Here is a 12667-nt window from a genome sequence, read left to right on the forward strand (position 1 = left end):
TCAAAGCGCCTTTCGAAAAATCCCTGCCAGCAGGTCAGGGCGGTCGTGGATGACGTCTTCCAGAGCCCGTCCATATGGCACACCCTCCGCCGTCTTCAGCCATACCGGGGCCAGCAAGGGGGCAAGATGGAAGTCCATGCCAATCTCCAGCGCGTGTCTGGCAAACAGGGTGCGGCAACGGGCGTCGCGCAAACCGTAACGGCTGGCATGTTGCAGACGGTGGAAGGTGCGCTGGGGCCAGCCGGCTTGCATGGCGAGCCGGTCAGCCCACAGGCTGTCTTGCGAGCACAGCTGCAGCCATGCGGCATGGACGTTGGCAAAGTCACTGACGCCAGCCCACTGGTCGACACTCAGTTTCAGGCGCATCATGGATGGCGCGCTGTCGATGGCAGAGAGGTCTTCTGGAGAACGGTCCTGAACCAGCAAGCTGTGTTGCCGTCCGATGGCCCAGATGGCCTGGGCCGGGCCAAGCAAGGTGTGGCGTTGCTGAGCATCGAGCATGGGCCAAAGCCATTCGCGCACCCCGGGGTCATGAAACCGCAGCAAGGTGTCCAGTCCGTTCCATCTGTGGAGATAGCAGCTTGCAGCCCAATGTCGGGCCAGATCCTCGGCACTGACGGAGCAGGTGATCCATCCACATACCGAATGCCCACGCATTCTTTGTAGCTGCTCCAGTGTCCAGTCGGCCCAAGCCCATTGCACGCTGCGTTCCAGCAGATCGGAGTCGTGACGGCGCGCCAGATCCAGCGTCACCAGATAGGGCCCTAGCAGCGGGTCGAAGTTGGCATGCGCCACAGGAAGGCGCACGCGCCTGTCTTGCTCCACTTCGCCGGCGTCGAAGGGATCTTGAAGCACAGGATTGATCCACAGCAGGCATCGACTGTCCGAATGAGCGCTGAAATGGCGGTGCAGATGCTGGATCAGCACATCAGCGCCGCCAGCCACCGCTGGCGCTTGGCGGCTCACGTAGTCCATGTGCTTGATGTCGCAGGTGTCGGCGCAGCGAGCCGCCTGGTTGATCGTGCGGGTTGCGATTGGGACTTCACGGTTTTCCTCGTCGTCAGGTCTTCAGGAAGAAGCTGCGATCTGGACTGTTGGTGAAGTTGAAGTGAAAACAGGTGCAGAAGCGTGTCTGCATCAGGCCGCAGCAAGGCCGCACATCATGCGGGGCCAATATCTGCGGAAGGCGTAAAGGGAAGAAAAAGAAGCGGAAGCTAGAAAATGATCGACGTTTATCTCGTCAATGTTTCGATCATGGCGATTCTGCGGCGTCCAACACCAATGGCCGCCCCCGCGCCCAGCGATTGCTCGACAGCGAGAAGGTCAATGAACTGACCTGGTGATACCAACCCGCCGGGATGTAGAGCATCTCTCCCGGCTGCACTTCGCAGCACACCAGTGCCGCCTGGCGCGCCAGCGGAAAACGCTCCAGGTCCGGATGATCGGGGTCGAAGGGAGAACCGAACAGGATGGCATTGGCCTCCTTCGGATAGAGATACTGGTCATGATGCGGCGGTGCCAGCCAGACGCGCTTGCTGCCCCATACCTGCGCGAAGACATTGTCGTCATAGTCGCAATGCAGCGGCGTGATGCAGCCGGCCGGGCCGATCCAGAAGCGCGGCGGCCCCATCTTCTCGAAGAAGTTGGGCCAGTGGCACAGGCGATTCAATTCCCGCAATTCCAGATTGCCCAGATAGGGCGGCAGCCCGCTCTCATCGGCCAGCGCCTGTTCCAGGTAATCGACCAGCGTCATGTCCTGCATGGCGCGGTCCGGCGCGAAGGCGGTGTTGATGTAGTCGCCCACGCGGGCCCGCACCGGCAGCTGGCCGAAGTGTTCCCGCAGCGCTTGCACCGACATCGCCGAGAGCGGCCAGCGGCCGGCCATGCCCGTCATGATGAAGGGCAACCCCGCCCGTGCCCGTTCACGGAAGGCCGCCGTCTTCTGCGGCCCGATGCGCGCGATCTCATGCACCACGGGCAACGCCGCACTGGCCGCACGGATGGCCTCACGCATCTCGGCCACCGAACTCACGCCACGCACCTGGGCATCGCGCTGGTCGCGCGCCGCCTTGCGTGCCGCGGCTTCTTCCGCGCTCAGGCCGCTGACGTCGGGGCGTGGCGGCAGGGACCGTGCCGCAGGATGGGCGGTTCCGGGGTGAAGTGAAGGAGAAGGCTCGGACGGTTTCATCCTCGCCATTTTAATGGGGTTGCTGCAGTCCCTATCTCGATTGCCGCATAAGGATATGAATTCTTCTTCCTTGTTCCGGGGTAGCCGGGGGAGTGTAATGAGCGTTTGGCCAGCCGGACATGCGCCGGGCTGGCACCGCCTACACAGGAGTCCCCATGTCGGTCGCCACACTGGAACGCACGCAGCAGACGCAACAACACTTCGAGATCCGTCCTTTCGACGCCCTGCTGGGCGCGGAAATCGTTGGCCTGGACCTGAACCTGCCGGTCTCGGCGCAAGAGCTGGCGCGCATCCGCGGCGCCCTGGTCGAGCATGGCGTGGTGGTGTTCCGCGAGCAGCGCATCACGCCGCAGCAGCACATCGATTTCAGCCGCCGCTTTGGTCCGCTGCAGGTGCATGTGTTGAACCGCTTCCACCTGGCCGGCCATCCGGAAATTCTGATCGTCTCCAACGTGGTCGAGAACGGCAAGCCCATCGGCCTGGTCGATGCCGGCGCGGACTGGCACTCGGACCTGTCCTACATGCCCAAGCCCAGCCTGGGCGCGCTGCTGCATTCGCAAGAATTGCCCGCTGAACGCGGCGATACGCTCTACGCCAATACCGCTGCCGCCTGGGACAGCCTGCCCGCCGCGCTCAAGACCCAGCTCGAAGGCAAGCGCGCCGTGCACTCCTACGTCTACCGCTACGAGCGCCTGCGCAAGCTCTCGCCGTGGCGCCAGCCGCTGACGCAGCAGCAGATCGATGAAGTGCCGCCGGTGGAGCATCCGGTGGTCATCACCCATCCGGAAAGCGGCCGCAAGATCCTGTTCGTGAGCGAAGGCTTTACCTCGCACATCATCGGCATCCCCAGTGACGAAAGCGATGCGCTCTTGAAGGAACTGCACGCCCATATCACGCGCCCTGAGAATGTCTATACGCACCACTGGCAGGCGCATGACATGGTGTTCTGGGACAACCGCAGCACCCAGCACTACGCCGCGATCACCCCGCAACACCTGCGCCGCACGCTCTATCGCACCACCGTCGAAGGCGACGTGCCGCGTTGAGCGATTACTGAGGGCGCGCTGGCGCGTCCGCTACCAAGGTGGTATCGAGACGAAACACGCTGACCGCCTCGGTCAGCGAGGCCGCCTGATCCTGCATGGAGCGCGCCGCCGCGGCCGCTTCTTCCACCAGTGCGGCATTCTGCTGCGTGGCTTCATCGATATGGGTGATGGCCAGGTTGACCTGTTCGATGCCATCACTCTGTTCCTGGCTGGCCAGCGTGATCTCGCGCACGATCTCGGTCACGCGCGCCACGCTGTGCACCACCTCCTGCATGGTGTCACCGGCCTGGGCCACCAGGCGGCTGCCATCGCCGACCTTTTCCACGGAATCCCCGATCAGCTGCTTGATCTCCTTGGCCGCCGACGCTGAGCGCTGCGCCAGCGAGCGCACTTCGGAGGCCACCACCGCAAAGCCGCGTCCCTGCTCACCGGCGCGCGCCGCTTCTACTGCCGCATTGAGCGCGAGGATGTTGGTCTGGAAGGCGATGCCATCGATCACGCCGATGATGTCGGCGATCTTCTGCGACGAAGCGTGGATCTCGCCCATGGTCGCCACCACCTGCTCCACCACCGCACCACCCTGGCTGGCCACCTGTGAGGCCGATGCGGCCAGCGCATTGGCCTGGCGCGCATTGTCGGCGTTCTGCTTGACGGTGGAGGTGAGCTGTTCCATGGCCGATGCGGTTTCTTCGAGCGAACCGGCCTGCTGTTCCGTGCGCGCCGACAAATCGAGGTTGCCGGTGGCAATCTCGCGCGAGGCGACGTTGATGGTCTCGGTGCCGGAACGCACGCGCCCCACGATGTCCTGCAGGTTGCCATTCATGGACTTGAGCGCGGCCAGCAGCTGGCCGGTTTCGTCGCGGCTATTGGCCTCGATGCGCGAGGTGAGGTCGCCTGCGGCCACCGTTTCCGCGATGCTCACCGCCTGGTTCAGCGGGCGCGTGATGCTGCGCGTGAGCAGCCAGGCCAGTGCCGCGCCCAGCACGATTTCCAGCGCACCCAGCATCAGCAGCATGCTGCGGCCTGAACGATAGTCGCCGTTGATCTCAGTGGCGGCCTGGTCGATCACCTTCTTCTGGTAATCGGCATAGCGCAGCACGCTGTCGGCGTACTCATCCATCATCTTCACCAGCGTGGTATCGGTCATCTCGCGGGCGCGTGCATCGTCGCCGGCGGTCTTGATGTCGAAGATCTTTTGCCGCGTATCGCGATAGGCGGCCCGCAGCTTGCCGACTTCCGCGAAGAGACGCTTTTCCTCGGGATCGGTGATGGCCGCTTCCACTTGCTTCTGCAGCTGGCTGATCTTGGCCGATTGCGCATCGATCTGCTTCTGGAAGTATTGCTGGAAGGCATCGTCATCACTCTTCATGACGGCGAAGGTGCGCACGCCGTTTTCCTTGATGGCCGCATGCCACTGTACGGCATCGCGCTCTTTCTTCAGCGCAATCTGGGTCATCTCGTCGGTGGCGTCCCCGATACTGCCCAGACGCCACACGCCCAGGCCGACCATCACGGCCATCAACATCAGCAAGGCAATGAAGCCGATGGCCAGGCGTACGCCGATCTTGAGGTTTTTCATTCCGTCTCCCCTGATTGAGTGAGGCGACCGGCGGCTGGTGTGCTGTTTTTCTGTTGTGATCGTGAGCCGGGCGCTGGCAGCAAGGACGGGCAGCCCATCCTTGCTGTCTTTGCAGGCTAACACAGGCCCTCCCCGGCACGACACAACTCGGGAATATCCCGATACCGGGGTGTTGTATTACGGCAAAGCCCATCGGCCCGCAGCGCAAGCCCGGTGCGTGTTACCAGTCCATGGCCGGATCCAGCGGATAGATCGGCCGCCGCACCTTCTTGATCGGGAACAGCCGGAAATTGGCGCTGGTCGGGCCGCCGCTGTCGGAATCGCACTCCACCAGCGCGCGGCTGATGGGCACGAAGACCGGACGGCAATACATGCGCGACTTCAGGATCAGGAAGGCTTGCTGCGCCGGGTCCAGGCCCAGGCTGGTGAAGACCCCGAGGTCATACGGTTCGACCCGCTCCTCGGTGATGACGATGCGCGCCGCACCGATGTCCAGCAGCACGCTGCGCCCCATCTGCAAGGTCGAACCGGTGTAGATCGGCCCGGTGACGGTGAAACGGCCATCGCTGATGGCCGATACCTTTCCGGTATAAACCGGCGGCGTCTTGCTGATGCCCTGCGCAGCCAGGTCCACCTTGTTGCCCACGGCCAGCGTGACGGTCGCACCCACCCCGGCCTGCACCAGCTGCGCCACCGCTTCCGGGTCGCTCACGGGGCCCACGGCAATGCCCGTGAGACCCGCCTGCAGAGCGGCTTCCAGCACGTCCATAGTGTTGCAAGTACCGCCCGACATGACGTTGTCGCTGTGATCCAGCAGCAGCACCGGCCCTTGTCCCGGTCCCTCGCTCAGTGCACGGGCCTGCGCCAGCGATTCGGCCAGCGGCAGGCTGTCATAGACGAAGTCGTCACGTTCATTCCAGATCTGCCGCGCGATGCGCTCGGCCACGGCATCGGCCAGTGCGGTGTCGTTCTCGGTCACCACCACCACCGACATCCCCGCATCGCGGAAATCCGACAGCGGGAATCCCGCCAGCACCGACACCGCCAGCACGCCCGCTTCCTGCTCCGCCGCCTTGGCCGCTTCCACGGCGCGCTGCATGGCCGAGGCCGAGGTATTGCTGGTCAGCGTGGCCGAGAGTACCGGTACCTGGCGCCAGGCGATCGTTGGCTGCGACTTGCCCTGCAGCCGCGCCAGCAGCAGGCGGCCGGCATGCTCGCCGGTCTCGAACATGTCGATGTGCGGATAGGTCTTGAAGCTGACGATCACATCGGCATGCGTGACCATCTTTCGCGTGACGTTGCCATGCAGGTCCAGCGCCACCGCCATGGGCGTATCGGGCGCGATGCGGCGGATGCGTTCGAGCAGCGTGCCTTCGCCATCCTCGGCGTTCTCGGCCACCATGGCGCCATGCAGGTCCAGCAGGATGGCATCGCAGCCACCTTCAATGGCACGCACGATGGCGTCGCACATCACCGTGTAGGCATCGGCCGCCACCGCCGCACTGGGATTGGCCCATGCAGCCAGCGGCGTGACGATCTCGGCGCCGGTCTGTTCGGCCAGTTCGAGGAAGGCGCCCATCGCGGTGCGCGCACCCTTCTGGTCGCGATACGCATCGGCATCCCATTGCGGGGCGAAGGCTTCAAGGAGTGTGGGAATCGGCGAGAAGGTATTGGTCTCGTGATTCATGCGTGCAATGACGATTTTCGGTTTCATGTTCAGTTTTTTGCATCAATCCAAATTCATGCAATGATCAGTCGGCGACCACGCCCGCGCTGGCCAGCATGGCCTGCAACAGCACGTTGCAGCCGGCTTCGAGGTGCTCGGGGCGCGCATCTTCGATCTCGTTGTGGGAGACCCCATCCTTGCAGGGCACGAAGATCATGCCTGCCGGTGCCAGGCGTGCGGCATAGATGGCGTCGTGTCCCGCGCCGGAGACCACGTCCATGGTCTTGTAGCCCAGTGCGGCCGAGGCCGCGCGCACGTTGTCCACACAATCCGGATGGAAGGGGCAGGGCGGGAAGTACGAGACCCGCTCCAGTTCGATGGACAGCCCGGTCTTCTTGCGCATCGCTTCCAGGTAGGCCAGCAGGTCTTCATGCATGCGCGTGAGCGAGTCCTCGCTGACGTTGCGCAGGTCGATGGAAAATTTCACCTGCCCCGGAATCACGTTGCGGCTGTTGGGCATCACCTGCACCTGGCCCACCGTGCCGCGTCCGTAAGGCGGATAGCGGTTGGCGATGGCCACTACTTCCTGCATGATGAAGGTCGATACCTGCAGCGCATCCTTGCGGATTTCCATCGGGGTCGGCCCGGCATGCGATTCAAAACCGGTCACCGTACAGTCGTACCACGACAGCCCCAGCACCGCCGGCACCACGCCGATGACGGTATCGGCATTTTCCAGCACCGGCCCCTGTTCGATGTGCGCCTCGTAATACGCACCGATGGGATGGTCGCCGCAGACCTGCTCACCGATGTAGCCGATGCGTTCCAGTTCGTCGCGCACCTTCTTGCCGTCGATATCGGTGGCGTTGTAGCCATGCTCCAGCGTGAAGGCCCCGCAGAAGACCCCCGAGCCCATCATCACCGGCACGAAGCGCGAGCCTTCTTCGTTGGTCCATACCGCCACTTCGATGGGAGCCTCGGTCTGGATGTTGTACTGGTTCAGGGTGCGGATCACCTCGATGCCGGAGAGCACGCCGTAGTTGCCGTCGAACTTGCCGCCAGTGGGCTGCGTATCGATGTGCGAGCCCGTCATCACCGGCGGCAGCGCATTGTTGCGGCCCGGGCGGCGCATGAAGATGTTGCCGATCTGGTCCACCACCACGCTCATGCCTTCAGCGCGCGCCCAGGACGTGACCAGGTCGCGGCCCTGCTTGTCGAGGTCGGTCAGGGCCAGGCGGCAGACGCCGCCCTTGGCAGTGCCGCCGATGCGGGCCAGTTCCATCAGTGAATCCCACAGGCGCGTGCCGTCGATGCGCAGGGTGGAGGCTTGTGTTTTCATGTCCATATCGAGTCCTTGTTCGGGTTGGTGCGCGGCAGCCATCATGCCGCCAGATTCACGCCCAGATAACGGTCCTTCACGCCATCATCGGCCAGGAAGGCGGCATTGCTGCCGCTGTAGACGATGCGTCCCTGTTCGACGATGTAATGCCGGTCCGCCAGTTGCGTACACACTTCCAGATTCTGTTCCACCAGGATGATGGACATCCCGGTCGCCTTGATCTGCCGCAGCTGCGCCACGATCTCGTCCACGATTACCGGGGCCAGGCCTTCGACCGGTTCGTCCAGCATCAGCACGCGTGGATGCGTCATCAGCGCGCGTGCAATGGCCAGCATCTGCTGCTCGCCGCCGGAGAGCTGGCCGCCGCCATTCCTGCGGCGCTCCTTCAGGCGCGGGAAGATGGTGTAGACCTCGTCCAGACCCCATGCGGATTCCTTGCGCGCGGCCATGGTCAGGTTCTCTTCCACGGTCAGCAGCTTGAAGATGCCGCGATGCTCCGGCACCAGGCACACGCCGCGGGCCGCGATCTTGTAGGAGGGCAGGCCGCTGATGACCTGGCCTTCAAACAGCACGCGTCCCTGCGCCGGCGGCACCACGCCGACGATGCTTTTCAAGGTCGTGGTCTTGCCCGCGCCATTGCGTCCCAGCAGGGTCACCACTTCCCCGGCATCGACCTGCAGCGACACGCCCTGCAGGATGTGGCTCTTGCCATAGTAGCCGTGAACGTCTTCCATTTGCAGGATCATGCTTTGCCTCCCGTGATCATGCTGCCGAGATAGGCCCGGCGCACGCGTTCATCGCTGCGGATCTCGGCCGGCTTGCCCTGCGCCAGGATCTGGCCCAGCTGCATCACCGTGATGCGGTCCGAGATATCCATCACGATATCCATGTTGTGTTCGATCAGCACCACCGTGTAGTCGCGCCGCAGTCCGTGGATGAGCTGTTTCATCTCGGCGATGTCGTCGATGCCCATGCCCGAGGTCGGCTCGTCCAAGAAGATCACCTTGGGCCGTCCGGCCATGGCCATGCCCACCTCCAGCCTGCGTTGCTGTCCATGTGAAAGTTCTGCACAGGCCCGCTCCGCCACCGCCTGCAGGGACAGGCGCGCCACCAGCTCATCGGCCAGTGTGCATGCGGCAGTGAACTGTTCGGCACGTTTCCAGGGATTGAGTGCGGCCAGCGGCGAACGGCCCTGCGCAGCCAGCCGCAGGTTCTCGCGCACGCTCAGGTTGGGGAACAGGCTGGTCACCTGGAAGGAGCGCGCCAATCCCTTCTGCACCCGGCGATTGCCCGGTAGGTGCGCCACTTCCTCGCCCTCGACCAGGATGCTGCCCTCGGTGATGGGCGTGGTGCCGGTCAGGGTATGGAACAGCGTGGTCTTGCCCGCGCCATTGGGACCGATTACCGAATGCACGGTGCCGGCCTCGATGTCCAGCGTGATGCCGTTGACGGCGGTGAACTTGCCGTAGCGCTTGGTGACGTTGACCGCTTGCAGGATGGGGCGGCTCATGAGTGCTTCTCCTTGGTCACGGTGGCGGCTTGCGCCGCGTCATCCTTGCGGCCGCGCGCGGCATCGATCAACTTCACGGCCAGGCCGAACAGGCCCTTCTGCATGTAGAGGCTGACCGCAATCAACAGCAGCCCCAGCAGCATCAGCCAGCGTGGCCACAGCGTGGAAAGCCAGTTGCCCACCAGCACATAGAAGCTCGCGCCCAGCACCGAGGCAAACAGGTTGCCGGTGCCGCCGATGACGGTCATCACGAGTATCGCTTCACTGGTGTGATATTCGATGTTGGATAGAGGGGCCACGCCGGTCATCATCGCGTGCAGACCACCGGCCAGACCGGTGACCGCGCCCGAGATGACGAAGGCCGCCAGCTTCAGCAGCCTTACGTCATAGCCCAGCGCCGAGGCGCGCGCTTCGTTTTCGCGCACCGCCAGCAGGGTCTTGCCCAGCACCGAATCGACCACGCGCTGCAGCAGCCAGAACACCAGCACGAACAGGATGGCCACCACCGTGTAGTACTGCCACGAGGAAGCGGTCGGCAGCAGCGTGAAGCCCAACAGAGAGAGCGGCGGACGCGGGATGTCCAGCAGGCCGTTGTCGCCGCCGGTCACGTCCTTCAACGTATAGGCCAGGAAATAAAACATCTGGGCGAAGGCCAGCGTGAGCATCACGAAGTAGGTGCCGCGCTGGCGGATCGAGAACCAGCCCACCAGCAGCGCTACCAGCGCGCCGCCCACGGCCGCCAGGGCCAATGCGGGCAGCAGCGCGAGTTTCAACTGCAGCAGCACCACGCCGGTGGTATAGCTGCCCACGCCAAAGAAGATGCCCTGGCCAAAGGACATCAGGCCGGTATAGCCCAGCAGCAGGTTGCAGCCCAGCGCGGCCAGGGCGAACACCAGCACTTCGGTGGCCAGCGTGCCGGAAGGCAGCAGCAGCGGCAGCAACAGCACCACGGCGGCGGCCAGCAGGGTGTAACGGAAATGCGCAATCTGTTTCATGAAAGCCTCTGTGCAGAAAACGTCAGGTGGCGTCAGGTGACGTAATGCGGCCTCAGGCCGCGCCGGGCCGGCCCAGCAATCCATTCGGACGCAGCAGCATCACGGCGGCCATGGCCACGTAGATCATCAGGTGCGCCCCTTCGGACCAGACCGTGCTCATCACGCTCTGCACGATGCCGACCAGGATGCCGCCGATGAGCGCACCCCAGAAGCTGCCCAGCCCGCCGACCACCACCACCACGAAGGCGATGCCCAGCGCCTCGACCCCCATGAAGGGATCGGCCCCGCGTATCGGTGCGGCCAGCGCCCCGGCCAGCCCGGCGGTAGCGGCACCCAGGGCGAAGACCAGACTGAAGATGCGCTGGATGTTCAGGCCGAGGAGGCTGACCATTTCGGTCGATTCCGACCCGGCCCGCACGATCGAGCCCAGGCGCGTGCCTTCCAGCACCCACCACAGGAGCAGCGCCATGACGGCGGTCAGGCCGATGACGAAGAGGCGGTACTTGGGATAGACGAAGCCGCCCCACATCACCACGCCTTGCAGCAGATCCGGCGGCGAGACATTGTTGCCCAGCGGTCCCCAGACCGAGATCACCGCTTCCTGGATCACCAGCGCCATGCCGACCGTGAAGAGGATGTGGAAGTGATGCGGCAGGGCGTACACGTGGCGCAGCACGAAGCGCTCCACCACCCAGGCGAACAGGCCCACGGCGGCGGGGGCAATGAAGAGCGACCACCAGAAATCCAGGCCGCGGCTGGTGGCCTCGTAACAGAGATAAGCGCCCAGCAGGAAGAAGGCACCGTGAGAGAAATTGACGAAGCGCAGCAGGCCGAAGACGATCGACAAGCCCACTGCCAGCAGGAAGTAGAGCATGCCGATGCCCACGCCATTGGCGATCTGCAGCAGATAGATGTTCATGGAACCTCGTGAGAAGAACAAGGAAGTTCAGTCAAGCCAAATCACCGTTCGAACTGAGTAGACCCGCAGGGTCGTATCGAAGGCGCGCCGTCGTCAATACAGGGGAAGCCACGCCTTCGATACGCCGCTGACGCGGCTACTCAGTCCGAACGGAAAGGGGAGTGCCGGAATGCAGCATCCCATCAACGCCACATCACAGCTTGCACTGCGTCTTCTCCAGCGGCAGGAAGGACTTGCCGGAGGAAACGATGTCGGCATAGTCATTCTTGTTGGCCATCTTCGCCTTGGCCTTGCCCTTGAGCAGGTAGTAGTTCTTGATGACCTGGTGGTCGCCCTTGCGGATTTCCTCGGTGCCGGTCAGGCCCTCGTACTTCATGCCTTCCATGGCCGCGATCACCGCCTTGGGATCGGTGCTGTTGGCCTTGATGATGGCGTCCAGGATGATCTTGGTACAGATGTAGGAACCGGCCAGGCTGTAGTTGGGATCGATCTTGAGATTGTCGTTGACCAGCTTGACGAATTCCTTGTTGAAGGGCGAATCGATGGCGTGCCAGTACTGCGCACCGAAGTAGACGCCATCGCAGATATCGGCCCCCAGGGTCTCGAACTGTTCCAGTCCCGAGGCCCAGGCCATGAGGATGGTGCAGTTGTTCTTCATGCCGAAGCTGACCGCCTGGCGCAGCGTGTCCGAGGATTGCGAACCGAAGTTGAGCAGCAGCAGCACATCCGGCTTGGCCGCCATGGCATTGGTGAGATAGCCGGAGAATTCCTTCTCGGTCAGCGAGTGGTAGCTGTTGCCCACATGCTCGATGCCCTTTTCCTTGAAGATGTTCTTGGCCGCCGACAGCAGGCCTTCGCCGAACACGTATTGGGGCGTGATGGTGTACCAGCGCTTGGCATTGGGCAGCTTCTCCAGCAGCGGACGCACGGTCTGTTCGATGGCCCCGAAGGTCGGTACCGACCAGCGGAAGGTGGCGCGGTTGCAATCGCTGCCGGTGATCTCGTCGGCCCCGGCGGTGGTGATGAAGACTGCGCCGGCCTTGTCGGCTTCCTTGCCCATGGCCAGCGCTTCGCCGGAGAGGATGCCGCCGGCGAAGAAGCGCGTGCCCTTCTCGATGGTCTCCTGCATCTTGCGCACTGCCGTGGCGGGCTTGCCTTCGGTGTCCAGGGTCACGTAGCTGGTGCTCTTGCCGAGCACCTTGCCGTATTTCTGCAGGGCCAGCTTCATGCCCATGTCGGCGAACTTGCCGTTGGCGGCGAAGGGGCCGGACATCGGCACCGGACAGCCGAAGGCAATGCTCTCGGCCTGGGCAAACACATCGTGGTAGCTCAATGCGCCGGGTGCGGCCAGTGCGGACAGTTTCAGGAAATTGCGACGGCTGATCATGCTTGTTTCTCCCTCGAAGCTTACGATTGACAGATGAC

11 protein-coding genes are annotated in these 12667 nt (G+C 63.5%); 1 reads left to right on the forward strand and 10 read right to left on the reverse strand.

The window, feature by feature from the left end; translation table 11 throughout:
• On the reverse strand, window positions 1-975 hold the full coding sequence (locus ACWHXP_RS21345) for a DUF4123 domain-containing protein (protein WP_489624178.1): 975 nt from the start codon (window positions 973-975) through the stop codon (window positions 1-3).
• A gap of 277 nt (window positions 976-1252) precedes the next feature.
• Window positions 1253-2188 carry a cupin-like domain-containing protein gene (locus ACWHXP_RS21350; protein ID WP_489635109.1) on the reverse strand — a complete coding sequence of 312 codons (936 nt, stop codon included), beginning with the start codon at window positions 2186-2188 and terminating at the stop codon, window positions 1253-1255.
• A 155-nt stretch (window positions 2189-2343) separates the two neighbouring features.
• On the opposite strand from ACWHXP_RS21350, the gene ACWHXP_RS21355 reads away from it, so the two are divergent.
• The gene (locus ACWHXP_RS21355; RefSeq protein ID WP_489635108.1) at window positions 2344-3234 is read left to right on the forward strand and encodes a TauD/TfdA dioxygenase family protein; all 891 of its coding nucleotides are present in this window, start codon (window positions 2344-2346) and stop codon (window positions 3232-3234) included.
• A gap of 4 nt (window positions 3235-3238) precedes the next feature.
• Here the strand turns inward: ACWHXP_RS21355 and ACWHXP_RS21360 are convergent, their stop codons facing one another.
• From ACWHXP_RS21360 to ACWHXP_RS21395, 8 genes are all read right to left on the reverse strand, one after another.
• Complete coding sequence (locus ACWHXP_RS21360) at window positions 3239-4813, reverse strand: methyl-accepting chemotaxis protein (RefSeq protein WP_489637749.1); 1575 nt, start codon at window positions 4811-4813, stop codon at window positions 3239-3241.
• Between the two features lie 220 nt (window positions 4814-5033).
• On the reverse strand, window positions 5034-6527 hold the full coding sequence (locus tag ACWHXP_RS21365) for a M81 family metallopeptidase (RefSeq protein ID WP_489635107.1): 1494 nt from the start codon (window positions 6525-6527) through the stop codon (window positions 5034-5036).
• A 37-nt stretch (window positions 6528-6564) separates the two neighbouring features.
• Complete coding sequence (locus tag ACWHXP_RS21370) at window positions 6565-7824, reverse strand: Zn-dependent hydrolase (RefSeq protein ID WP_489635106.1); 1260 nt, start codon at window positions 7822-7824, stop codon at window positions 6565-6567.
• A gap of 35 nt (window positions 7825-7859) precedes the next feature.
• Window positions 7860-8564, reverse strand: a complete 705-nt coding sequence (locus tag ACWHXP_RS21375; protein WP_489635105.1) for an ABC transporter ATP-binding protein — start codon at window positions 8562-8564, stop codon at window positions 7860-7862.
• Window positions 8561-9328 carry an ABC transporter ATP-binding protein gene (locus tag ACWHXP_RS21380; protein WP_034340654.1) on the reverse strand — a complete coding sequence of 256 codons (768 nt, stop codon included), beginning with the start codon at window positions 9326-9328 and terminating at the stop codon, window positions 8561-8563. The genes ACWHXP_RS21375 and ACWHXP_RS21380 overlap by 4 nt, the downstream gene beginning before the upstream one ends.
• A complete protein-coding gene (locus tag ACWHXP_RS21385; RefSeq protein WP_489635104.1) occupies window positions 9325-10323 on the reverse strand; it encodes a branched-chain amino acid ABC transporter permease in 999 nt (332 codons plus the stop codon). The genes ACWHXP_RS21380 and ACWHXP_RS21385 overlap by 4 nt, the downstream gene beginning before the upstream one ends.
• A 52-nt stretch (window positions 10324-10375) precedes the next feature.
• Window positions 10376-11242 (reverse strand): branched-chain amino acid ABC transporter permease, encoded by an 867-nt coding sequence (locus ACWHXP_RS21390; protein WP_034340650.1) that lies wholly within the window; start codon window positions 11240-11242, stop codon window positions 10376-10378.
• A gap of 193 nt (window positions 11243-11435) precedes the next feature.
• Window positions 11436-12629, reverse strand: a complete 1194-nt coding sequence (locus ACWHXP_RS21395; protein WP_121041230.1) for an ABC transporter substrate-binding protein — start codon at window positions 12627-12629, stop codon at window positions 11436-11438.
• Window positions 12630-12667: the final 38 nt, after the last annotated feature.

It is taken from the genome of Herbaspirillum sp. Her2, assembly GCF_057961375.1.